The sequence below is a fragment of the Microcystis sp. M44BS1 genome, from assembly GCF_020244875.1.
GTDB classification, from domain to species: domain Bacteria; phylum Cyanobacteriota; class Cyanobacteriia; order Cyanobacteriales; family Microcystaceae; genus Microcystis; species Microcystis panniformis.
In genome coordinates this window covers 1-22,110 of sequence record NZ_JADBVM010000246.1, presented here as the reverse complement: position 1 = coordinate 22,110, position 22,110 = coordinate 1, and the positions used below count along the sequence as shown (strand labels likewise).

Genomic DNA, 22,110 nt, shown 5'->3' with positions numbered 1-22,110 from the left:
TAGGGCTTGCTGAATAATGGTAAAACCCTTTTAAAATAAAGCTTTTGACCTGTTAAAGTCCGATGTTAGTGCAAGAAAATAGGATTGGGACTTTCAAAAACCTTGCATTATCCTTCTTGTAGTACATAGCTTGGTACAAAAAACAAGGGCAACAAAGCCTGAAACGACCGGCTACTGACGACCGGCTACTGACTCCTACCCCCAGGAAAAACTTTTTCAGCAGACCCTAAATAAAAGCAATCTCCTATCTCCTGAATACTGAATACTGATAACTGATTACTGATAACTGATAAAGGAGAGAGTCAGACATAAGCCGAATTCTGTATTTCCCAACAGCAGTAAAATTGCTTTTACCTTTGTTGGAATAGAGGTTATCTATCTGGGATAATTGTTACCAATTACCTCAAGCGGTTCCTAAAAACGGGACAGGAAAAAGACCAACCTTTGTCCCTCCACCTTGCTCCCCACCGGGGTTTACCGAGCCAGTACCTCTCGATACTGCTGGTGCGCTCTTACCGCACCTTTGCACCCTTACCCCCAATCAGTTATCAGTGATCAGTTATCAGTGGAAAGTTATTAGTTATCAGTAAATTTACTTTCGTTACTGTTTACTGGACGGCTACGCCGTGCCTTTGGCAACACTGAAAAAGGGGGCGGTATTTTTCTGTGGCACTATCCTCACGCTCACGCGCACTGGACGTTATCCAGCAAGTGTGGTCTTTCGGGAGTTCGGACTTTCCTCGGAATCATTGATCAAATGACCCCGCAACCTCTAGACCAACTCTCTCCTATTCTCTAGTTTGACATACCAGAGACTCGATCGCTCATATATCCCAGTCAATAATCAGTGATCAGTAAACAGTGAACAGTGAAAAGACAGCAGGAAACTGCTATTTAATACTGCTCGCTTAATACATACTGCTCACTTAAAACTCAAATCTGATAACTGATAACTGATAACTGGTAACTGATAACTGATAACTGATAACTGCTCAATGTCGATCGCTCTCAACGTTAACATCAAAGGTAATGGCTATCCGATCCTCTGTCTGCACGGTCATCCCGGTTCGGCAGCCAGTATGTCTGTATTTACCGATCATTTTTGCCAACGCTGGCAAACCCTGGCCCCGGATCTGCGCGGCTACGGGAAAAGTCGTTATCGCCCGGATTTTCAGCTAGAAGAACATCTAGAGGATTTAATCGGGCTGCTCGATCGCCAAAAAATCCAGCAATGTTTAATTCTCGGTTGGTCTTTGGGGGGTATAATCGCTCTGGAATTAGTATTGCGGCATCCCGATCGCTTTCCGGGTTTGATTCTCGTGGCCTCGGCCGGACGGCCTTGGGGTAGTCATCCTCCTATCACCACCACAGATCTGATTTTGACGGGGATGGCGGCAATTCTCAATCAGATTAAACCGGGATGGCGTTGGAATATTGATACTTTTGCTCGTCGTTCCCTGTTTCAGTATCTTTTTTCACAACATCAAGCGATCGCCTATCGCTATCTTGCTCAAGATGCTGTTCCCGCCTACTTAGGCACTTCTCCAGCTGCCGATCGCGCTTTAAATCGGGCTTTAAAAAAAGGTAACAATTGTTTAAAATCTCTTGACAAAATCACAATTCCCTGCTTAGTTCTGGCGGGGGCAAATGATCGCCATATTACCAGTGCCTCGAGCCAAGAAACGGCCGAAAACCTGAAACTGTCTGAGTGGAAATGTTACCCCGATACGGCCCATCTGTTCCCTTGGGAAATCCCCGACTTAGTTTTAGGGGACATTGATCATTGGTTAGGGGAGCATTTTAGCGATAAACTGGCAGAGTGAAGTGAAAACTACTGCCGTGGTCGGGGACACTATCCACCCAAATTTGACCATAGTGGGCGCGAATAATCTTGCGACAGACCGATAACCCGATGCCATAACCTTCTTTACCCTCATCCCGTTTGAGACGCACATGACCCTCAAAAATATGCTCTTGTTTTTCTTCGGGAATGCCGGGGCCGGTATCACTGATGCTCACCTGTACTTTTTGAGTAGTACGATGGAGGACAGAAAGGGTAATTGCGCCGCCAGCGGGGGTATATTTGATGCCATTCTCCAAGAGATTAATAATCACCTGTCGGATTAACTCCTCATCAGCATAGACGGGGGGCAGATCTTGGGGGATATCGCTTTGGAGAATTAAAGTCTTTTCCTGAAAAGTATCGGTAAATTGAGATAAAATTTCCTGACAGAGGGATTGCAGATAAAATTTACTCTGTTGGAGAGTGAATTGCGCCGCCATGCTCTTAGAAGCTTGTAGAATATCCGTGATCAAACGGTTCATAATCCGGAACTGTTTGCGGGCCTGTTGGTGCAGTTGTTCTCGTAATTGCAGACTGCGCTCCGTATCTGGTTGATGATAGGCTAATTCGAGGGTTTCCACGGCGATGGAAGCGGCGGTGAGAGGACTGCGTAAATCGTGGGCTAACATAGCCAAAATTTGGTCTTTAAATTTTAATTGTTCTAATAATTCTTCCTTTTCCTGTTTAAGACGAAAAACCTCATCGGCGATGCGGATGAGTTCGCCCGAATGTTCCACCTCTTGAAGTTGTCCATCCTCAGCGTGATGATTTTTGACCTCCTCTTTAATCGCTTTTTGCCAGCGTACCAACCATTTTTTAAACTGTTCCACCAGATTACTGCCCGCGAGGGTATGACGGGGGACGGGGGCAATTTTGACCAAGGCAGGGGTAGCTACAAGGCGAAAATGTTCGACTAAATGAGGTTGCTGGCGAATTTCGATGATTTGTAGGTCAATCGGGTAATCAGACTTTAAAGACTGGAGATAGGACTGAATTTGACGGGTAATTTCTTGAGAACTGGGACGGTCATCAACAAAAAGCAAAAGTTGAATCGAGAGAGGCGTTGTCGTCTCTCTTCCTAAAGCAGTCAGTGGCTCGTTAGATGGGAGCATCGGAAAATTAGTAAACCTAGGGATTGACGAGATCAATCGATGATCGATCGACTTTTATCATATTCTTTATTGTAGAAGCTTAAGATAGTATAAAATCTACTCAACCTAATCTTAAAGTTTTATTCCTTAATTCTAAGAAGAAATCCTATGGCTTTTGGCTATGTTGCCCTAGTTCTCCACGCTCATCTCCCTTTCGTCCGCCATCCCGAAAGCGATTACGTCCTCGAAGAAGAATGGTTATACGAAGCAATCACAGAAACCTACATCCCTCTCCTGCAAGTTTTTGAAGGTCTCAAGCGGGACGGTATCGATTTTAAAATGACCATGAGCATGACTCCGCCGTTGGTGTCGATGCTGCGGGATCCGTTACTGCAAGAGCGCTATGAAGAACACTTAGGTAAGTTAGAAGAATTAATTGCTAAAGAAATCGACCATAATCAACATAATGGCCATATTCGCTACTTAGCCGAATATTACGCTGAATCTTTCCAAAGTATCCGACAAACTTGGGAAAAATACGATCGAGATCTGGTCAAAGCTTTTAAACAATTCCTCGACAGTAATAACCTAGAAATTATCACCTGTGGTGCGACCCATGGTTATATGCCCCTGATGAAAATGTACCCACAAGCGGTGTGGGCGCAAATTGAGGTGGCCTGTCAACACTACGAAGAAAATTTCGGTCGTCGTCCCAAGGGCATTTGGTTGCCGGAATGTGCTTACTATGAAGGGGTAGAAAGAATGTTAGCCGATGCGGGCATTCGTTATTTCCTCGTCGATGGCCACGGTATTCTCTACGGTCGTCCGCGCCCCCGTTACGGCAGTTATGCGCCGATTTTCACAGAAACCGGGGTGGCTGCTTTCGGTCGTGACCACGAATCTTCCCAACAGGTTTGGTCTTCCCAAGTCGGTTATCCGGGGGATATAGTTTATCGGGAATTCTATAAAGATTTGGGCTGGGAAGCGGAATACGAGTATATTAAGCCCTATATCATGCCCAACGGTCAACGCAAGAATATAGGCATTAAATACCACAAAATTACTAGCCGGGACGGTGGTTTATCGGAAAAAGGGCTTTATGACCCCTACTGGGCCAAAGAAAAAGCCGCCGAACACGCGGGCAATTTTATGTATAATCGCGAGCGGCAAGTGGAGAGTTTAGCGGGAATTATGGGCCGTCCTCCCCTGGTTGTTTCTCCCTACGATGCCGAGTTATTCGGTCACTGGTGGTATGAAGGACCCTGGTTTATCGATTTTCTGTTCCGCAAGTCTTGGTATGACCAAAATATCTACCAAATGACCCATTTAGCCGATTATCTCCGGTCTAACCCCCATCAGCAGGTCTGTCGTCCTTCCCAATCCAGTTGGGGTTATAAGGGTTTCCATGAATACTGGCTGAATGAAACTAACGCTTGGATCTATCCTCACCTGCACAAAGGCACGGAACGGATGATTGAATTAAGTCATCATGAAGCGGAGGATGAATTACAGGAACGGGCTTTAAATCAGGCGGCCCGGGAGTTATTATTGGCACAATCTTCTGACTGGGCCTTTATTATGCGAACCGGTACGATGGTTCCCTATGCTGTCCGGCGCACTCGTTCCCACCTGCTGCGGTTAAATAAAATCTATGAAGATGTGAAATCGGAGAAGATTGACGCTGGTTGGTTGGAAAAAGTCGAGGAAATCGATAATATTTTCCCCAATATTGATTACCGCGTCTATCGACCTCTGTAATCTTTGTTAGAGATTAATAAAAATTTTGGTGCGTTACAAGCTGTAGCGCACCTTGTTGCTTTCTGATTCTATCCGTGCCAATTAATTCGGCGTTGCTGATTTTAAGGATGAATTATTCTCTAGGCCATTCTTAAAACTTGGGACTAAGTTAACTTGTAGATACGATGCACAATTAGCATTCAGATATTGATGGCTGCAACGCCGATTTTATTATTTAGTGCAAATGTATTACTGGCTACAGCTGATTGAACGTTCGGTCAAGTGCCGAACAGCGATTATTTTTGGATCATAACCGATAGCGTCAACCTCCGTTCTGCCCGCAAGAACTTGTTAGCCATGGAGTTTTCTTTTGCTGCTTGTTCCTGAACTGATGCAGGAAGATTATTAAGCTGTTTACGAAACGTTTTGGTGACACTTGATTTCATTTTTGTGTCGGAAATACTTCACTGGCTAGAGTAGTTTCACCCATTGCTATTTCCTGACGCACCATCGCAGTCATCTGCTCCCATTGCTCATCTGTTGTGGCAGCAAAACTAGCTTCCCATTTTTGCTCGTCTTTCAACTCATCCAGAAACCGCGATGCGATTGCATCTTGTTGTTCGGGCGGAAGTTGTTGGATTTGAGCGATCGCCTGTTGCAGCAGTTTAGTCATAGGTTTATCGCATTGACACTCCCATCGCGCTTAAGCGAGGGATTCTTGGTTCACTGACTCAAGTTGTCTTGACAGGTATTGCTACCAACCAAAATAGAGCTTAAATCTCCCCAAGCGTTTAGGTCTGACGACCAGCTTCCGATATGCCCTATCGTAGCTTTTTTGAGTATATTTAATGCCGCCATTTTGTCTCTATCTTCCACATATCCGCAGGAACAAACATGAGTTATAACTGATAGAGACTTTTGGATTAACCGACCACAATTAAGGCATTCTTGACTTGTATAGGCGGGATTAATAGCAATAGTTAGCCTGCCGTATTTAATGCCAAAATACTCTATCCATTTTCTCAATTGTGACCAACCAGCATCATTGATACTCTTAGCTAGTTTTCGATTACGCACAAGGTTCTTGACTTTTAAATCGACCTGGGCTATCAAGTCGTTTGACTGAATTAAACGGAGTGCCAATTTTTTAGCAAACTCTTCTCGTTGCCTACTTACTTTTAAGTGTCCCTTAGCGTATTTTTGACTAGCTTTTTTGTAGTTATTAGACTGCTTTTTGGGCTCTTCGTTACTCTTTATGCTAAATCAACAGAATGGTAGAATTTGCCCGAAAAACTCAATGGCAAATACGGCTCATCTACTACCCACCTTACCATAGTAAATATAATCCCATTGAACGGTGTTGGGCTGTCTTAGAGAACTATTGGAATGGGGCAATTTTAGATTCAATTGATGCGGCTCTTAATTGGGCTTCTAACATGACTTGGAAGGGGATAAAACCTAAGCGTGCATTTGGTAGAAGGAACTTATGAAAAAGGGGTGAAGGTTTTGGCTAAAGAACTAGAACAATTGCAACCTTTCAACGCAGCGTTCTGAAACTTTGCCCAAATGGGATGTGACGGTTCTGCCCTCCTAGCTGGCATCTTATTTTTACGCAAGTCCCTTAACTCAACTGATTGAAGTTCGGACTCAACTATCTAACCTGACTTTTAAAAAGCCTGATGATTTTCCCTCACCAGAAATTTACCGTCAACAACTTAACGAAGTTACCGCAAAAGCAAAAGAAATAGAGGATAAAATCGGTCGTCGTAGTGCCGAATTTCGTAGCCTATCCCAACCCATTACCCTGGAAGGTATTCAAAAGCTAATTCCTGCTAATGCTGCTTTAGTTGAAATAGTCCGCTATCAACCTTTTAATCCTAAAGCGCCTGAAAATAAACGTTTTGGCAATCCTCGTTATGCTGTTTATATTCTCTATCCTAATGGTGACATCAAAGCCAAGGATTTAGGGGAAGCCAAACCGATTGACGACAAATTAATTTACTTCCGTGACAATCTTGCAGACGCACAAACTCCTCTCCCTCAACTGCAAAAATCAGCGCGTCAACTTGATGAGATATTGATGCAGCCTATCCGTCAATTATTAGGCAATACTAAAACAATTCTGCTTTCTCCTGATGCTGCACTTAATTTAATTCCTTTTGAAGCTTTAGTAGATGAAAATAATCAATACTTAGTGGAAAATTATCATATTACCTATCTCACTTCTGGACGAGATTTACTGCGCCTTAAAGATAAATTTGCCAGTCAACAATCGCCGCTCATTGTAGCTGATCCTTTCTATGGTAAAGCAGGGGAAAAAGTCGCTCTCACTCGTTCCATCGACCTGTCTGAGTTTACTTTTCCCGGTCTTCCGGGTACAGAGGAAGAAGCTAAAGCGATTAAAAATATCTTACCTCAAGCCACTGTTTTAACTGGTTCTCAAGCCACAGAAAACGCGGTTAAACAAGCGAAAAAACCGAATATTCTCCACATCGCTACTCATGGTTTTTTTAAACCGGAACGTAATCCGGGCGAACGCAATTCGCCCCTACAAGGTGAACGTAATGTGGTTGAGAATCCTTTATTGCGTTCTGGGTTAGTTTTAGCAGGAGTTACAATCGGTCAAAGTGCAGGAGATGATGGGGTTTTAACTGCTTTAGAAACTACCAATTTAAACTTAGTCGGAACCAAATTAGTTGTCCTTTCTGCTTGCGATACGGGGAAAGGAGATATTAAAATCGGTCAGGGAGTTTATGGATTGCGCCGTGCTTTAGTTATAGCAGGTAGTGAAAGCCAATTAATTAGCCTTTGGAAAGTATCTGATGACGCAACTAAAGATTTAATGGTCGCCTATTATGGACGCTTACAAAAAGGAGAAGGACGCAGTGAAGCTTTACGACAAATTCAACTAGGAATGCTCAAGGGTGAGAAGCAAAAACATCCTTTTTATTGGGCAAGTTTTATTCCTTCTGGTGATGCAACTTCGATGAAATTTGACTGATGAAGGGTGAGGAGTTAAACTTAGTGGTAAGATTATTGGTATCACAAACAATTACTAGGAGAGTCACACAATGGCAACATTTACAGAAAACGACCTCAAAGAATTAAAAGACTTTATTGTAGGACAATTCAAAGAAGTTAATGACAAAATAGACAAGTCATCTGAACAACTTAATGGCAAAATAGACAGATTATCTGAACAACTTAATAGCAAAATAGACAAGCTATCTGAAGAAGTGAATAACTTAAGAGTTGACCTAGCAAATGTTAAAGGAGAATTAACAGGCGTGAATAAACGACTAGATAACTTGGAATTTACTAATCGAACCATCTTTGTTGCTATTGTTGCTGCACTAATGGCAGGATTAGTTAAGTTATTTTTACCAAACCTTCCTACTAATCCTTAACTGTGATTCAAAAAGAAAACGGGTTTTTTGAAAAAACCCGTTTTCTGAAATCGAATTCAAAATAGGAAATAGCGCTGGGCCATGGGTAAAACCGTAGCCGGTTCACAGATTAATAATTCCCCGTCAGCACGCACTTCGTAGGTTTCGGGATTAACTTCCATGCGCGGTAAAGCGTCATTCAGCTTCATACTAGCCTTACTGATATTGCGCGTATTCGACACGGCTACGGCGGTTTTTTTCAGCTTTAACTTCTCAGGAATGCCCGCTTTCATAGCATATTTAGAAACAAATGTCAAGGAAGTTTTGGCGATCGCACCGCCAAAAGAGGCAAACATGGGACGCATATAAACCGGTTGGGGTGTGGGAATACTGGCATTAGCATCGCCCATTTGCGCCCAGGCGATTAAACCGCCTTTCAGGACAATTTCCGGTTTTACGCCAAAAAATGCCGGTTTCCAGAGAACCAAATCGGCTAATTTGCCCACCTCGATGGAACCGACATAATCGGAGACACCATGGGTAATAGCAGGATTAATCGTATATTTAGCAATATATCGTCTTGCCCGCAGATTATCATTCTCGCCCGTTTCCCCAGTCAGTCTGCCCCGTTGTACCCGCATTTTGTGGGCAGTTTGCCAAGTGCGGATAATTACTTCTCCCACCCGTCCCATAGCTTGAGAATCGGAGGAAATGATGCTAAAAGCCCCTAAATCGTGGAGAATATCCTCGGCGGCAATAGTTTCGCGGCGGATGCGGGATTCGGCAAAGGCCACATCTTCGGGAATACTCCGGTCTAGATGATGACAAACCATCAACATATCAAGGTGTTCCTCTAAGGTATTCGTCGTATAGGGACGAGTGGGGTTAGTAGAGGAGGGTAAAACGTTCATTTCCCCGCAAACCTTAATAATATCGGGAGCATGACCACCACCAGCCCCTTCCGTGTGGTAGGTGTGAATGACGCGATTTTTAAAAGCGGCGATAGTAGCCTCAACAAAACCGGCTTCATTGAGAGTATCGGTATGAATCGCCACCTGCACATCGTACTTATCGGCCACGCTTAAACAGGTATCAATGGCTGCCGGAGTGGTTCCCCAATCTTCATGGAGTTTTAAGCCAATTACCCCCGCTTTTACCTGTTCCGCTAGTCCTTCCGGCTGACTGCTGTTGCCTTTACCCAAAAAACCCAAATTCATCGGGAAAGCTTCGGCGGCCTCTAGCATTCGATAGATGTTCCATTCTCCCGGGGTGCAGGTGGTGGCATTAGTTCCCGTCGCAGGTCCGGTCCCGCCACCAATCATCGTGGTAATCCCCGACGCAATCGCTGTCTCAATTTGTTGGGGACAGATAAAATGAATATGGGCATCAATCCCCCCTGCTGTCAAAATCATCCCTTCCCCGGCTAATGCCTCGGTAGCAGGACCGATAATAATATCGACATTATCTTGAATGTGAGGATTGCCCGCTTTACCGATTTTATAAATTTTGCCGTCTTTAATGCCCACATCGGCTTTAACGATGCCCCACCAGTCGAGAATTAGGGCATTAGTAATCACCAAATCCACCGCCCCATCTTCCCTAGAAATGGGGGATTGGCCCATACCATCGCGAATTACTTTACCGCCGCCGAATTTTACCTCATCGCCGTAGGTGGTGAAATCTTTTTCGACTTCGATAAATAATTCCGTGTCCGCCAGGCGAACTTTATCTCCGACGGTGGGGCCGTAGGTTTCTGCATAGGTGCGGCGATCGATGCGATAATTCATAGGGGTAATTCTCTCAAATCGACATTGATTATAAGCTGTCAAGCATTTAAATTGCTTGTTGAGACGAGGCAAGAGGCAACCCCCCCGACGTCGGGGGGGCAAGGGGGGGTCAGCTAATCTAAGGATAGGCAGTTAAGATACGTCTTAGCTTACGATCGATTTTCCGGCAATTATCGCTTTTTGGGGATTTTCTTCCATTTTTAATCTGGCTCGTTTTCGAGGATTTCTTTGGCTTTCAGTAAAGCTTGGCGATGTTCTTCGGTGACGGTGGGATATTTTAAACCAAGGGATTCGAGGGTGTGATAAATAACCGCCCCCACAGCTAAACGGGTAAACCATTTGCGATCAGCCGGGATAATATACCAAGGAGCCCACTCGGTACTGGTATGATTGAATACCTCCTCGTAGGCTTTCGTGTAATCATCCCAAAAAGCCCTTTCTTTGACATCATTTTCGGAAAACTTCCAGTTTTTTTCGGGGCGATCAATTCTTTCTAAAAATCGTTTTTTCTGTTCTTTTTTAGAAACATTGAGAAAGAATTTCAGAACAATAATCCCATTATTAACCAGATATTTTTCAAAATTATTAATCTCCTCAAAACGTCGCTGCCAAACTTTCTTAGTTCTGTCTTCCGGGGGGAGTTTTTGCCGTTCCAATAAATCTTGATGGACGCGCACGACTAATAATTCTTCGTAGTAGGAACGATTAAAAATACCGATACGACCCCGCTCCGGTAAAGCTTTATAATATCGCCAGAGATAATCGTGGTCTAGTTCTTCGGCCGAGGGAACTTTAAAGCTAAATACCTGACAGCCTTGGGGATTTAAACCCGACATAACGTGTCTAATCGTACCATCTTTACCCGCCGCATCCATGGCTTGCAGATTAATTAACAGAGCATAGGTATCCTGGGCATAAAGTTTATCTTGAAACTCGGCCATTTTTTCGATCCCCTGTTGCAGCAGCAGCGTGGCATCTTCTTTGGTAATGTAGTCTGGCTTAAACCGGGCATCGTAATCTTTGTGCAGAGAAATTTCTTTACCCGGTGGCACGATTAACGATTGTAAAAATGCTTGGCGATCAATTTTGCTGACCATGCTCTTCTCCTTGATTATTTTGACCCCTAAAATTACATTGTAGCACTTTTGCTCGGAAAATATCTAACTCTTTCACCGGCGAGTCAAGGATGAACTGGCAGAAATGACCTAGAAACAAGTATATTTAAATATTCGATTTTAGCTACTCCTCATCTGACGAGAAAGTAAAGAACAATTTTTGGGCGATCGCAAATTCGGTAAACTGTCGCACTTCGGGAGGTTGAAAAGCTAAAACTATCTCACTACTGGGAATTCCTACGCGCATTAATTCCGTGGCGATACCTGCTTCTGTCCAATCTTCTTCAATATAAATTTTGTCATTTTTTAGACGAAGATAAACGGAAATAGCTTTAATTCGTTTGCCATTTTTCCAGCCAATATTAAACCAAATATATTGGCTTCTGTCATCGTCAAATATCAATATTTCGTCCATGTCTTGTCGGGTACTTGTGAGGAAATTTCTGCATATTCTGTGAGAATTTTCTTGATTATGTTTTGATAATAATTTAGTTTATCTATTGAACGATTTTCTCCTGATTAATATCAACAATTAACCATAAAACTTGATACTTTTGCAAGATTATTTGTATGGCAGCTTGAGCGAAAAACTTTTCATAAATTTCTTGTCCGATTAAAAAAATAAAGAAATTAATACATACAAGATATTTATTACAATTTCAACAATTAATCTCGAAAATTGTCCGAACCACAGGTAAGACATGTACCATCATCAGGATCTATGACATTACCCAGACAATCTTCAGCTGTGCAATCTTCCCGCAATACTTCATAAGATTCATTACATACAAGGCAATAAATAGTGTTGCTAGTTGGTTCATTAGGTATTAGTTGAGCTAATCTTGGAATCTGTTCGTCTTCGTAATCTTCCCTAAAACCACTATAACAACTAGGACAGAAATAACGTCTTGTTTTTTTATTAAAATTAAAATATTTATTATTTTCTGAAGTTGTTAATAAATCAATTACAAGGTTTATTTCTAAAGCCAGCCAATTATATAATTCTCTGGTTTCAGAGCTATATAGAACAGATTCAGGTTCATTTTGAATGAATTGTCCTCGAATTTTTATCCACGAGTTTGGCTCTATCAAATAATGACAAATTTCTAGAATTTCAACAAACAGATTTTTAGTTTTTATATATAATTCAGGATCTACAGTGTGCATAATTATATTTCGCTTGCTTCTCAAATCTTCAAATCTTTGTCGAAAGTTATCTGGTAATCGACCAGTCGATACGGTATTATAAACTTTGACTAAATCCTGTGCATCAATTGTTTTAAATTCACTAAAACGGATATTGCGCTCATGAGATTTACTGGGATAATTACTCGGATCTCCTGAAATTAGTAAATACGGGCTAACTGTAGCAATATGACCTTTTAAGAGAAATTCGGTTCCTTGTTGAATAAGGGAAAGGGCTGTACTCAATGGACGTTGTGCTTGTTTCCAATATTGCTCAGATGACAATTGATCGATTACTTCTTCATTCTCATCGCTATAATACACATTATAAAAATATTCCGCATTCTTAAGTTTTGTAGATAAACTTATCAGCGTATCCCAAGCCAGATTTAAAAAATCAATGCCAGCGGATTTAAAATCATCTCCAGTCGGTACATCTATAATCATAATTTTTCGTACTCACTTTTATCATTTCATTTAAGGCGATTTATTGGTAAATGAGATTGTGTGGCTTTTCATCCCGCTCAAAATGATAGCGAACTTTTTTATTGTGTGGCTTGTACCCGAACTAAACTTGACTATACTTTGTGAGCCTCCGCATAAATCCGTAAAGCGGCGGACATTTTTTGTTCACAATCCTCGCCCTGTGATTGAAACCAAGCTAGGGTTTCGGGATCTACTTGAACAAGAACATTTACTTTCTCTACAGGTTTCCACCACCGCGATTTACTAAAAAACTCCTCGGTTAAGGGCGGAATATCGGATGTGTCGATTTCCTCTTCCGTAAGAGCGTCAACTTTCTCCCAATTCGTCTCGGAGGTATTGTTCATATCGTTTTCGTTCATAGGGTAAAGCTTTACGAAGTGAAATAATACGAATTGTATCTCTACTCGGTTCTGTAAAAACGACAACTACCACTCGGCCATCGAGCGTACCGATTCCTATCAATCGATCTTCGCCATAATTTTCTCGTTCGTCAAGGGAAACTCGAATGGGATGTTCAAATATCCGCTGCGCGTCCGCGAAGTCTAGATCGTGCTTGATGATATTCGCTCGGTTCTTTTGTCGATCCCACTCGAATTTCATATTTTTATTTTATCGAGTTGTCATTCCGTATATCGAAAAAAATCCTATAATTGTCGAAAATTCGATCGTTAGAGGGGTCATCTTGATCGAAATCAAAAGAAATCTTTCGCCTCGATCGAAATGACCCATAACCGGTCAACTAACTCAAAACACCAGAAGGAATCCCTAAAATATCCTCAATCTTAGGTAAATCTTCTAGGGGAATTACCCGGCCTTCATCCTCAAAACCAGCGATTTCATTAAAGTTCAAATAGCGGTATAAATCGCCAGCAAAAGGATTAATTTTCTCGGTGACAATTGCCAGGTATTCCTCAACGGTGGGAATGCGTCCCAGCAGCGCACAAACCGCCGCTAATTCGGCGGAACCGAGATAGACTCGCGCATCTTTTCCCATGCGATTATTGAAGTTACGAGTCGAGGTAGAAAATACCGTCGCTCTGTCTTCAACCCGCGCTTGATTACCCATACAAAGGGAACATCCAGGCATCTCGGTGCGCGCCCCAGAAGCGGCAAAAATGCCGTACATTCCCTCATCGCGCAATTGTTTTTCATCCATGCGGGTGGGGGGACAAATCCACAGTTTAGCCTTAGCAACTCCTGCCCCTTCTAATATCTTAGCAGCGGCGCGATAATGACCAATATTAGTCATACAAGAACCGATGAACACCTCATCAATTTTATCCCCGGCGCATTCCGACATTAACTTGATATTATCGGGGTCATTGGGTGCGGCAACAATTGGTTCTTTAATCTCGTTTAAGTTGACGGTGATAATATCCGCATATTCGGCATCCTTATCCGCCTCCATCAGAACGGGATTAGCTAACCATTGTTCCATTTTTGCTACCCGACGCAGGATAGTTTTGGCATCACTATAACCCCGGGCCGCCATATTCTTTAACAGGGCCACATTAGAGCGTAAATACTCCGCCACTGTCTCGGTACTTAACTTAATCGTACAACCGGCGCAGGAACGTTCCGCCGTGGCATCGGTTAACTCAAAAGCCTGTTCTAATTTCAAATCCGGCAGCCCTTCCATCTCCATAATGCGACCGTTAAAAACATTTTTTTTGTTCTGTTTTTCCACGGTTAATTTACCCTCTTGGATGGCAACGTAGGGAATAGCATTAACAATATCGCGCAGAGTCACACCGGGTTGTAATTCCCCCGTAAAACGCACTAAAACCGATTCCGGCATATCCAAAGGCATTACTCCCAAAGCGGCGGCAAATGCCACTAAACCCGACCCCGCAGGAAAGGAAATTCCCAGGGGAAAACGAGTATGAGAATCGCCGCCAGTCCCCACCGTATCCGGCAATAACATCCGATTTAACCAGGAGTGAATAATGCCATCTCCCGGACGTAAAGCCACCCCACCCCGGGTAGAGAAAAAGTCCGGTAATTGGTGATGAGTTTGAATATCAACTGGTTTGGGATAGGCTGCCGTGTGACAGAAACTCTGCATGACTAAATCAGCGCTAAAACCTAAACAGGCTAACTCTTTTAACTCGTCTCTGGTCATCGGACCGGTGGTATCCTGAGACCCTACCGTAGTCATAATTGGGTCACAGGAAGTACCCGGCCGCACCCCGGGTAAACCGCAAGCTTTGCCGACCATTTTTTGCGCTAGGGTGTAACCTTTACCCGTGTCACTAGGCATAGTGGGACGGGTAAATAGGGTACTAGCCTCAAGTCCCAAGGCGTGACGGGTTTTATCGGTGAGACTGCGACCGATTAAGAGGGGAATACGACCGCCGGCGCGCACTTCATCCAGAATTGTCTCAGGTTTGAGGCTAAAAGTGCTAATAGTTGCGCCCGCTTCGTTGGTGATTTTGCCTTCGTAGGGATAGATTTTAATCACATCCCCCGTGTTCATTTGGCTAACATCGCATTCAAGCGGTAAAGCGCCGGAATCCTCGGCCGTATTAAAGAAGATAGGGGCGATTTTACTGCCTAAAATATAGCCACCAGCACGTTTATTAGGCACAAAGGGAATATCATCGCCAATATGCCAGAGAACCGAGTTAATTGCCGATTTTCGGCTGGAACCAGTCCCGACCACATCCCCCACATAGGCGACCGGATGGCCTAATTTTTTCAATTCGGCAATGGTTTCTAAGGACCCGGGTTGACGGGTTTCTAACATTACCAAGGCATGAAGGGGAATATCAGGCCGGGTGGTGGCATGGGGAGCGGGAGATAGGTCATCTGTATTGGTTTCTCCCGGGACTTTGAAGACGGTGACGGTAATTTCTTTAGCAAGTTTCGGTTTAGCGATAAACCAAGCGCCATTGGCCCAAGCATCGATAACCTGTTTAGCATAGGGATTGGTGTCGGATAATTCCAAAACCTCGTTAAATGCGTCGAATACTAGCAGGGTTTTACTTAAAGCGCTGGCAGCAGCGGCGGCGATATTAATATCTCTGGATTTCAGCAGTTCAATCAGAGAATGAACGTTATAACCACCGACCATGGTTCCCAGTAAGCTAACCGCACCCTGGGGGGAGATAACGTTAGATTTTATTTCACCTTTGGCAATTCCTGTTAAAAATCCCGCTTTAACGTAGGCCGCTTCATCAACTCCGGGGGGAACACGGTCACGCAGCAGGGTCAGCAATTCTCCCTTGAGTTCTTCGGGCGGATTTTTGAGTATTTCGCATAATTCCGCCGTTTGTTGAGCATTGAGGGGAAGGGGAGGGATACCTAATTTCGCTCGGTCGGCAACGTGCTGATGATACGCTTCTAACATAGGTCTATTTTCTCCTAGTCTTCACTTGTGACGGTTTCTTCCTAGGTTAATGGATTTTTGCTAGTCTCGGAATTTCTCGGTTAGCGAGACATGACTTTATTGTGCGATTTCCATAAAATGAGAAAATAGCGATCGATTGACTATATTAAGGCGTAGATAATGGCTATCACCGATTCTGATCTAGATTTAGCACAATATATCGACCATTCTCTCCTCATCCCCACCGCCACCAGTGAACAATTAGAGGCTTACTGTCAACAGGCTGATCAATATCTTTTTCCCACCGTCTGCGTTTATCCCGCTGCCGTTAAGCAAGCTGTGCAGTTACTCCACGGCAAAAAAACTTTAGTTTCTACCGTGATTGGTTTTCCCGCAGGGGCCACTACCTCCGCAGTTAAACGTTATGAGGCTTTAGAAGCCGTAGATAATGGTGCTAAGGAGTTAGAGGTGGTTATTAATCTCGGTTGGCTAAAAGATGGGAAATCTGAGCAATTATTCCAAGAAATTGCTAGTATTTGTCAGGAAACCGGCCAGACAGTGAAAGCGATTCTGGAAACCTCGCAACTGACGGACACCGAGAAACGTTTAGCGGCGGAAATTTGCATGGATGCAGGAGTCAGTTACCTAAAAACCAGTACCGGCTGGTTTGGAGGTGCAACGGTTAGCGATGTCAAGTTTCTCAAGGAAATTAGCAAAGGCCGGGTAGGAATTAAAGCATCCGGCGGAATTCGCACCCTAGAACAAGCGATCACTCTTATCCGGGCCGGGGCCACCCGTCTGGGAACTTCCCGCGGTGTCGATTTAGTCCGTCAGCAAAAAGCTGCCTTTGAGGAGTAATACTAAATCCTGTTTAAAAGAACGTAGGTTGGGTTGAAGCATGAAACCCAACGCCCACTCATGTTACGCTACCGCTAACCCATTCTACAAATAATTGTGCCTCCCTACTTACTAAATCCTGTTTAAAAGGTATAGGAAAGTGGGGTGTGGGGTGTGGGGAAGTGGGGAAGTGGGGAGAATAAATAAAAAATAATCTCCTGACTCCTGAATCCTGACTCCTGAATCCTGTCTCCTGAATCCTGTCTCCTGAATCCTGAATCCTGACAGCTAAAATGATGACTGACATTCAATAAAAATAAGGAGGTTTATTTGCCGATAATTCGCTGTGGTAATCGAGAATTTAGAGATATTCAAGGGATTGTTTTTGATAAGGACGGTACGCTAGAGGATTCGCGGGCTTTCTGGTACGATCGAGCTATAGCCCGGATACAAGCCATTGAATCGCAAATCCCTGGTTTAGAGTCTTTATTAACTAAAACTTTCGGTATTGGGGCAAATAGTCTCAATCCTGCTGGTTTAATGGCAGTGGGCAGCCGCAGAGATAATCATATCGTCGCTGCCGGTTGTATTGCTTCCACCGGCCGGGATTGGTTAACGGCAATGGCGATCGCAAAAGCGGCCTTCCAAGCGGCCGATGAAAAGGTTCCCCCCCGCTTAAATCCCCTCTATCCCCAATGTTTAGAAGTAATTCGTTATCTGCACGCGGCCGGTTTACAATTGGCGATTCTTTCCTCCGATACCACAGCACGAGTTGAGCAATTTGTCAAGGAAAATCACCTATTAAATTATATTAAAATTGCCCAGGGCTGCGATCGAGGTTTAAGTAAACCCGATCCCTTATTATTGCAAGAAACCTGTCAAGCTTTGGGGACCGCAGTGGACAAAACCCTGATGGTGGGGGACACTAGGGCCGATTGGGAAATGGCTAAACAGGCAAAATCAGCAGCTGCGATCGCAATTAGTTGGCAACCAGAAAACCATCAAGATTTACAATTAGCTGATGTGGTCATTAGAGAACTTACTGCCATCTCGGTTATCAGTTATCAGTTATGATTTTAGCTGTCAGGAGACTCCGAGACAGGTTTTAGGTGTTGGGGTTTTGGGGTTTTGGGGTTTTAGTTCAATTTCCCCATTTCCCCACTTCCCCACTTCCCCACTTCCCCTCCCCATTTCCCCACCTCCCCATTTCCCCATTTCCCCACTTCCCCACTTCCCCACCTCCCCACTTCTCAATTCATAATTCCCTCTATGCTAACAATTGCCTTACCGAAGGGTGCTTTACTAAACGAAAGTATCCAAATATTTCAGAAAATTGGCTTAGATTTTAGTGCCTTTCTTGACTCAAAAAATCGCCAATTACAGATTACCGACCCCACTAACCAAGCGAAAGCGTTATTAGTCAGAGCCACAGATGTACCAGTTTATGTAGAATACGGTCAGGCACAATTAGGCATCGCCGGTTATGATGTTTTATCAGAAAAATCTCCCGATGTGGCTAATTTAATTGACCTAAAATTTGGTTACTGTCGGATGTCGGTAGCTGTCCCTGCTGATAGTCCCTATCAAAGTCCCTTAGATATTCCCCATCACGGTAAAGTTGCCTCAAAATTTGTCAATTGTGCTAAGGATTATTTTCGTCGTTTGGATATTCCCGTCGAGATTATACCTCTCTATGGTTCCGTAGAATTAGGCCCGATTACGGGGATGTCAGAAGCGATAGTTGATCTAGTGTCCACCGGTCGAACTTTACGCGAAAATGGTTTAGTAGAAATTGACGAATTATTTGCTAGTAGCGCTCGATTAATCGCCCATCCTCTCAGCTATCGACTAGACCGCAATCAGATTTATAACTGGGTAGAAAAGCTCAGAGAAGCAACTAAATCAATGGCAAAAGTTTAAGGAAAATATAGGTTAGTTTGGGGCAGTATTTCCCCCTAACCTAATTGTTTTAAGAGCAAACCAATAAGCGCACCAGCCAGAATTAACCAAGTAGAATTAACCTGAAAACGTAGTAAAAGAATACCAGAGACAAGAGATAGAATGATAGCCAATAAATTAAAAGGTAAATTCCCGTAGGGTTGTAACCAAGTAGCTAGAGCTAAATTAAAAATTACCGCTACCATTAAAGCCACGGCACTAGCATTAATTGCATCTAAAAAAGCACCCGCCCAAACCGATTCTCTCAGCTTAGGAATAAGAGGATTAAGTAATAAAACAAAGATAAAAGAAGGAAAGAAAATCGCTAGAGTCGCCACAATTGCCCCCGATACTCCTAATATTTGATAACCGATAAAAGTGGCTGTGGATAACACCGGACCGGGGGTAAATTGACCGATAGCAATAGCATCTAATAATTGTTGTCGGGTTAACCATCCTTTCCCCTGCACTAAATCCGCTTCTAAAAAGGCAACTAACACATAACCACTACCAAATAAAACACTACCCACCTTGAGAAAAAATAGCCCTAATCCTGTTAATGTCGGTGGGATATTGCTAGGAGTAGCAACCGCCGTCGCACCGCCTATTCCTGCCACAATCAGGGGTAAAGTAGCGAATTTTTTTAGGATAAACATCCCGATAATTCCCCCTAACAGTAAAGCGATAATTTCATTTAAACCTAAGATTAATAATCCAATAACTCCCAATCCGATGAACAGTAATTGACGGGTTTTCAGTGCCTTTTTACCTAAGCGCCAGAGTGCCTGAAAAATCACCGCAATTACTACCGGTTTAATGCCGGCAAAAATCGGGGCCACATCGGGTAAAGTCCCGTAGGTAGTATAAATCCAAGCTAGAAAACCCGTAATTAACACCGCAGGAGTGATAAAACAAACCCCGGTGATTATTAAACCCGCTAAACCACCAAAAATATAACCGATATGAATAGCCATTTCCGTGGAATTAGGACCAGGAATCAGATTAGTTGCCCCCACCAAATCGAGAAATCGTTCCTTAGTCATCCAACCGCGACGCTTAACCACTTCTTCCTCCATTAAAGCGATATGGGCAGCCGGACCACCAAAACCGATAATGCCGATTTTGAGAAATAAAAGGGCAAGTTGCGAGAGATTGGGAGGCGATGAAGTCAGCATTTTCTGATTACCAATAGTTTTTCTAGAGTCAAGTTTATATCCAAGAATATAGGCTTAAGTGGGGAATCATATAATAGCGGGGGCGAATGCAATTCGCCCCTACAATCATATGATTGCACCAATGGTAGGGGCGCATCGCGTGCGCCCAAATGGTATGAGATGTACCCGTTTTACACAAACCCAATTATAAGTATTTAATGCTCCCGTTCAAGTAAATTTGATACAAAAAAAGTTAAGAAAACTTTATAAATAATATTGATTAATTTGTTTATAATAGACCCCATTAATGCCCACTGAAACCCATCAGCACCCCCCTTATTAAGGGGGGCAAGGGGGGATCAAACCTTACTAAGGTTAGTCAACAAACCATAAACAATAATCAATTATCACAATCGATTTTTGTCTATACCAAAAAAACTCTATGGACAGCTTGCCGCCTAACACTAACCAGAACGTAGGTTGGGTTGAAGCATGAAACCCAACGCCCGCTCATGTTACGCTACCGCTAACCCATCCTACAAATAATTGTGCCTCCCCACTTAAATCATAAACAATAATCAATTATCACAATCGATTCTAATCTATACAAAAAAAACTCTATGGACAGCTTACCGCCTAACACTAACCAATTTTCAGATACTCAAGAGCCAGCAGCGAGTCCATCTCAGCGCCAAGCAGTGCCAGTCAATTATGAGTACAGCCTCAATCTGCCGGAATTACTCAACCAGCTTGACCTCTCGGTGTTGATTTCCACCTACCAAGCGGGACGAGTGGCCAGCATTGGCACTTATCAAGGACAAATGCGGGTGAGTTTCGCCCATTTTGACCAAGCGATGGGTTTAACCCGAACCGCTACTGGAATTGCTGTGGGCGCTCGTCAGGCAATTTGGAATTTACCCGCTAATCGAGAGATTGCCCCCCAGATTAAACCGGAAGGGGAACAGGATATTGCTTTTTTAGCTCGTTCTTCTCACCTCACCGGCCCGATTATGGGTCATGATTTGGCTTTTGGCAGTAATCGCCTTTGGGTGGTCAATACCCTATTTAACTGTCTGGCAACCATCGAAGGAAATTGGAGTTTTCTCCCCCAGTGGAAACCGCCCTTTATTACCGATTTAGTCCCCGGGGACCGCTGCCACCTCAATGGCTTGGCTATGGCTGAAAATAGCGGCACTCCCGTATATGTAACGGCATTGGGGGAAACCAACGAGGAAAGCCTCTGGCGAGAGAATAAAGCTCAAGGGGGATGCTTAATTGATGTGCCGAGGGGAGAGGTGATTCTGCGGGGTTTAGCCATGCCCCATTCTCCCCGTCTTTACCAGGGTAATCTCTATTTCCTCAATTCCGGTTATGGAACCTTGAACCGTTGGCATCCCCAAACTGGTAGCACAGAAATCATCGCGGAATTGCCCGGTTTTACCCGGGGTTTGGACTGTTGGGAAGGTCACGCCTTTGTCGGGTTGTCTCAAATCCGAGAAACGGCGATTTTTGGCGGTTTACCCCTGGATGAGCGGCGTAATCAATTGCGGTGCGGGTTGGCTATTGTCAATCTAGCTACCGGTCAACTGGTGGCGACTTTTTGGTTCAATAGCGGCGTGGAGGAGGTTTTCGCCATCTCTGTGCTGCCGGGCTACCGCAACCCGGCGCTAATTGGACCGGATACCGACCTCGACGACACTCAATCGGTGTGGATGGTGCCTTCTTTAGGGGCTTAATTGTTTAATTTTCACCCTATTATTCAGGAAAAAATCATGTCAACGCCTTTTTTAGTTAAGGATATCTTCCCCGGTTCCTTTGGTTCCGACCCCCTTTATCTGACGGCATTATATAGTTTTACCAATAAATGTCAGAACAAAGATGTAGATGTAGGTTGCTCTAATGGGAAGTTTTGTGACGACAAGTAGCATTGATGATATTTATGGGGAATAATAGATTTAGATGAGTGCCTAACTTTCCAATTGGTAGCGACTTGCCATGAACCCAACAACCGCCAATTATGATGAACCCTGGAAAGAAGCATTAACCGAGTATTTTGAGTCGTTTTTACATTTCTTCTTTCCCGAAGTTCACCAACTAATTGATTGGACAAAAATTCCCGAATCCCTAGAAAAAGAACTCAAACGGATTACCGCTTCAGCAAAGACAAAAAAACGTTTCGCTGACAAACTCTATAAAGTCTGGTTACTCAGGGGTGAAGAAGTC

Annotated in this window: 20 protein-coding genes, 1 other RNA gene and 4 pseudogenes; 11 read left to right on the top strand and 14 right to left on the bottom strand. The window is 43.7% G+C overall.

The window, feature by feature from the left end; genetic code table 11:
* Positions 1 to 294: 294 nt before the first annotated feature.
* Positions 295 to 785: RNase P RNA component class A (rnpB, locus tag IM515_RS19490), an RNA gene on the bottom strand.
* Positions 786 to 995: 210 nt separating this feature from the next.
* On the opposite strand from rnpB, the gene IM515_RS19485 reads away from it, so the two are divergent.
* Entirely contained in the window at positions 996 to 1,823 is an 828-nt protein-coding gene (locus tag IM515_RS19485) for an alpha/beta fold hydrolase (protein WP_287629782.1), read from the top strand.
* Here IM515_RS19485 and IM515_RS19480 read toward each other — a convergent pair.
* A complete protein-coding gene (locus IM515_RS19480) occupies positions 1,801 to 2,955 on the bottom strand; it encodes a histidine kinase (protein WP_287629780.1) in 1,155 nt (384 codons plus the stop codon). The two genes, IM515_RS19485 and IM515_RS19480, sit on opposite strands and share 23 nt — an antisense overlap.
* 147 nt (positions 2,956 to 3,102) lie before the next feature.
* On the opposite strand from IM515_RS19480, the gene IM515_RS19475 reads away from it, so the two are divergent.
* Complete coding sequence (locus tag IM515_RS19475; protein ID WP_002772245.1) at positions 3,103 to 4,692, top strand: glycoside hydrolase family 57 protein; 1,590 nt, start codon at positions 3,103 to 3,105, stop codon at positions 4,690 to 4,692.
* 421 nt (positions 4,693 to 5,113) lie between these two features.
* Here the strand turns inward: IM515_RS19475 and IM515_RS19470 are convergent, their stop codons facing one another.
* Both IM515_RS19470 and IM515_RS19465 read right to left on the bottom strand, forming a co-directional pair.
* Positions 5,114 to 5,344, bottom strand: coding sequence for a hypothetical protein (locus tag IM515_RS19470; RefSeq protein WP_002784101.1), 231 nt, complete (start codon positions 5,342 to 5,344; stop codon positions 5,114 to 5,116).
* A gap of 50 nt (positions 5,345 to 5,394) precedes the next feature.
* Positions 5,395 to 5,907: pseudogene (locus IM515_RS19465) on the bottom strand (RNA-guided endonuclease InsQ/TnpB family protein); the annotation flags it as partial.
* 26 nt (positions 5,908 to 5,933) lie between these two features.
* Here IM515_RS19465 and IM515_RS19460 point away from each other — a divergent pair.
* From IM515_RS19460 to IM515_RS19450, 3 genes and pseudogenes are all read left to right on the top strand, one after another.
* Positions 5,934 to 6,204 (top strand): annotated as a pseudogene (locus tag IM515_RS19460) (ISAzo13-like element transposase-related protein); the annotation flags it as partial.
* A gap of 61 nt (positions 6,205 to 6,265) precedes the next feature.
* A complete protein-coding gene (locus IM515_RS19455) occupies positions 6,266 to 7,672 on the top strand; it encodes a CHAT domain-containing protein (protein ID WP_425589522.1) in 1,407 nt (468 codons plus the stop codon).
* 70 nt (positions 7,673 to 7,742) lie between these two features.
* A complete protein-coding gene (locus IM515_RS19450; protein ID WP_159254403.1) occupies positions 7,743 to 8,078 on the top strand; it encodes an LPP leucine zipper domain-containing protein in 336 nt (111 codons plus the stop codon).
* Between the two features lie 56 nt (positions 8,079 to 8,134).
* Here IM515_RS19450 and ureC read toward each other — a convergent pair whose 3' ends face one another.
* The 8 genes and pseudogenes from ureC to acnB all read right to left on the bottom strand — a co-directional run bounded on the left by ureC (position 8,135) and on the right by acnB (position 15,979).
* Positions 8,135 to 9,844 (bottom strand): urease subunit alpha, encoded by a 1,710-nt coding sequence (gene ureC / locus IM515_RS19445; RefSeq protein WP_002785480.1) that lies wholly within the window; start codon positions 9,842 to 9,844, stop codon positions 8,135 to 8,137.
* A 200-nt stretch (positions 9,845 to 10,044) separates the two neighbouring features.
* Positions 10,045 to 10,941 carry a polyphosphate kinase 2 family protein gene (locus IM515_RS19440; protein WP_002785478.1) on the bottom strand — a complete coding sequence of 299 codons (897 nt, stop codon included), beginning with the start codon at positions 10,939 to 10,941 and terminating at the stop codon, positions 10,045 to 10,047.
* Positions 10,942 to 11,083: 142 nt separating this feature from the next.
* Positions 11,084 to 11,460: pseudogene (locus IM515_RS19435) on the bottom strand (XisI protein).
* On the bottom strand, positions 11,457 to 11,561 hold the full coding sequence (locus tag IM515_RS19430) for a PDDEXK family nuclease (protein WP_264300235.1): 105 nt from the start codon (positions 11,559 to 11,561) through the stop codon (positions 11,457 to 11,459). The pseudogene IM515_RS19435 and the gene IM515_RS19430 overlap by 4 nt, the downstream one beginning before the upstream one ends.
* A 64-nt stretch (positions 11,562 to 11,625) precedes the next feature.
* Positions 11,626 to 12,591 carry a hypothetical protein gene (locus tag IM515_RS19425; RefSeq protein WP_287629776.1) on the bottom strand — a complete coding sequence of 322 codons (966 nt, stop codon included), beginning with the start codon at positions 12,589 to 12,591 and terminating at the stop codon, positions 11,626 to 11,628.
* Between the two features lie 131 nt (positions 12,592 to 12,722).
* A complete protein-coding gene (locus IM515_RS19420; protein ID WP_002746336.1) occupies positions 12,723 to 12,989 on the bottom strand; it encodes a BrnA antitoxin family protein in 267 nt (88 codons plus the stop codon).
* The gene (locus tag IM515_RS19415) at positions 12,937 to 13,230 is read right to left on the bottom strand and encodes a BrnT family toxin (RefSeq protein WP_002735016.1); all 294 of its coding nucleotides are present in this window, start codon (positions 13,228 to 13,230) and stop codon (positions 12,937 to 12,939) included. The genes IM515_RS19420 and IM515_RS19415 overlap by 53 nt, the downstream gene beginning before the upstream one ends.
* Before the next feature lie 139 nt (positions 13,231 to 13,369).
* Entirely contained in the window at positions 13,370 to 15,979 is a 2,610-nt protein-coding gene (gene acnB / locus IM515_RS19410; protein ID WP_287629775.1) for a bifunctional aconitate hydratase 2/2-methylisocitrate dehydratase, read from the bottom strand.
* A gap of 159 nt (positions 15,980 to 16,138) precedes the next feature.
* Here acnB and deoC point away from each other — a divergent pair, with 159 nt between their 5' ends.
* Together deoC and IM515_RS19400 are read left to right on the top strand one after the other, a co-directional pair.
* A complete protein-coding gene (gene deoC / locus IM515_RS19405) occupies positions 16,139 to 16,816 on the top strand; it encodes a deoxyribose-phosphate aldolase (RefSeq protein WP_287629774.1) in 678 nt (225 codons plus the stop codon).
* Between the two features lie 309 nt (positions 16,817 to 17,125).
* The gene (locus IM515_RS19400; protein ID WP_287629773.1) at positions 17,126 to 17,869 is read left to right on the top strand and encodes an HAD family hydrolase; all 744 of its coding nucleotides are present in this window, start codon (positions 17,126 to 17,128) and stop codon (positions 17,867 to 17,869) included.
* 9 nt (positions 17,870 to 17,878) lie between these two features.
* On the opposite strand, the gene IM515_RS19395 is transcribed toward IM515_RS19400, so the two are convergent.
* On the bottom strand, positions 17,879 to 18,049 hold the full coding sequence (locus IM515_RS19395) for a hypothetical protein (RefSeq protein WP_287633485.1): 171 nt from the start codon (positions 18,047 to 18,049) through the stop codon (positions 17,879 to 17,881).
* 15 nt (positions 18,050 to 18,064) lie between these two features.
* On the opposite strand from IM515_RS19395, the gene hisG reads away from it, so the two are divergent.
* Positions 18,065 to 18,715 (top strand): ATP phosphoribosyltransferase, encoded by a 651-nt coding sequence (gene hisG, locus IM515_RS19390; RefSeq protein WP_287629771.1) that lies wholly within the window; start codon positions 18,065 to 18,067, stop codon positions 18,713 to 18,715.
* Between the two features lie 35 nt (positions 18,716 to 18,750).
* On the opposite strand, the gene chrA is transcribed toward hisG, so the two are convergent.
* Complete coding sequence (gene chrA / locus IM515_RS19385) at positions 18,751 to 19,908, bottom strand: chromate efflux transporter (protein WP_287629769.1); 1,158 nt, start codon at positions 19,906 to 19,908, stop codon at positions 18,751 to 18,753.
* Between the two features lie 599 nt (positions 19,909 to 20,507).
* Between chrA and IM515_RS19380 the strand changes: the two genes are divergently transcribed.
* The 3 genes and pseudogenes from IM515_RS19380 to IM515_RS19370 form a co-directional block, all read left to right on the top strand.
* Positions 20,508 to 21,623 carry a TIGR03032 family protein gene (locus IM515_RS19380; RefSeq protein WP_287629768.1) on the top strand — a complete coding sequence of 372 codons (1,116 nt, stop codon included), beginning with the start codon at positions 20,508 to 20,510 and terminating at the stop codon, positions 21,621 to 21,623.
* A 36-nt stretch (positions 21,624 to 21,659) separates the two neighbouring features.
* Positions 21,660 to 21,812 carry a hypothetical protein gene (locus IM515_RS19375; protein ID WP_287629766.1) on the top strand — a complete coding sequence of 51 codons (153 nt, stop codon included), beginning with the start codon at positions 21,660 to 21,662 and terminating at the stop codon, positions 21,810 to 21,812.
* Between the two features lie 70 nt (positions 21,813 to 21,882).
* A pseudogene (locus IM515_RS19370) lies at positions 21,883 to 22,110 on the top strand (hypothetical protein); the annotation flags it as partial.

Excerpts from the sequence above, each read along its gene's own strand:
- IM515_RS19485 (WP_287629782.1), top strand. The coding sequence starts at position 996 with ATGTCGATCGCTCTCAACGTTAACATCAAAGGTAATGGCTATCCGATC.
- IM515_RS19480 (WP_287629780.1), bottom strand. The coding sequence starts at position 2,955 with ATGCTCCCATCTAACGAGCCACTGACTGCTTTAGGAAGAGAGACGACA.
- IM515_RS19475 (WP_002772245.1), top strand. The coding sequence starts at position 3,103 with ATGGCTTTTGGCTATGTTGCCCTAGTTCTCCACGCTCATCTCCCTTTC.
- IM515_RS19470 (WP_002784101.1), bottom strand. The coding sequence starts at position 5,344 with ATGACTAAACTGCTGCAACAGGCGATCGCTCAAATCCAACAACTTCCG.
- IM515_RS19450 (WP_159254403.1), top strand. The coding sequence starts at position 7,743 with ATGGCAACATTTACAGAAAACGACCTCAAAGAATTAAAAGACTTTATT.
- ureC (WP_002785480.1), bottom strand. The coding sequence starts at position 9,844 with ATGAATTATCGCATCGATCGCCGCACCTATGCAGAAACCTACGGCCCC.
- IM515_RS19440 (WP_002785478.1), bottom strand. The coding sequence starts at position 10,941 with ATGGTCAGCAAAATTGATCGCCAAGCATTTTTACAATCGTTAATCGTG.
- IM515_RS19425 (WP_287629776.1), bottom strand. The coding sequence starts at position 12,591 with ATGATTATAGATGTACCGACTGGAGATGATTTTAAATCCGCTGGCATT.
- IM515_RS19420 (WP_002746336.1), bottom strand. The coding sequence starts at position 12,989 with ATGAACGAAAACGATATGAACAATACCTCCGAGACGAATTGGGAGAAA.
- IM515_RS19415 (WP_002735016.1), bottom strand. The coding sequence starts at position 13,230 with ATGAAATTCGAGTGGGATCGACAAAAGAACCGAGCGAATATCATCAAG.
- acnB (WP_287629775.1), bottom strand. The coding sequence starts at position 15,979 with ATGTTAGAAGCGTATCATCAGCACGTTGCCGACCGAGCGAAATTAGGT.
- deoC (WP_287629774.1), top strand. The coding sequence starts at position 16,139 with ATGGCTATCACCGATTCTGATCTAGATTTAGCACAATATATCGACCAT.
- hisG (WP_287629771.1), top strand. The coding sequence starts at position 18,065 with ATGCTAACAATTGCCTTACCGAAGGGTGCTTTACTAAACGAAAGTATC.
- chrA (WP_287629769.1), bottom strand. The coding sequence starts at position 19,908 with ATGCTGACTTCATCGCCTCCCAATCTCTCGCAACTTGCCCTTTTATTT.
- IM515_RS19380 (WP_287629768.1), top strand. The coding sequence starts at position 20,508 with ATGGACAGCTTACCGCCTAACACTAACCAATTTTCAGATACTCAAGAG.
- IM515_RS19375 (WP_287629766.1), top strand. The coding sequence starts at position 21,660 with ATGTCAACGCCTTTTTTAGTTAAGGATATCTTCCCCGGTTCCTTTGGT.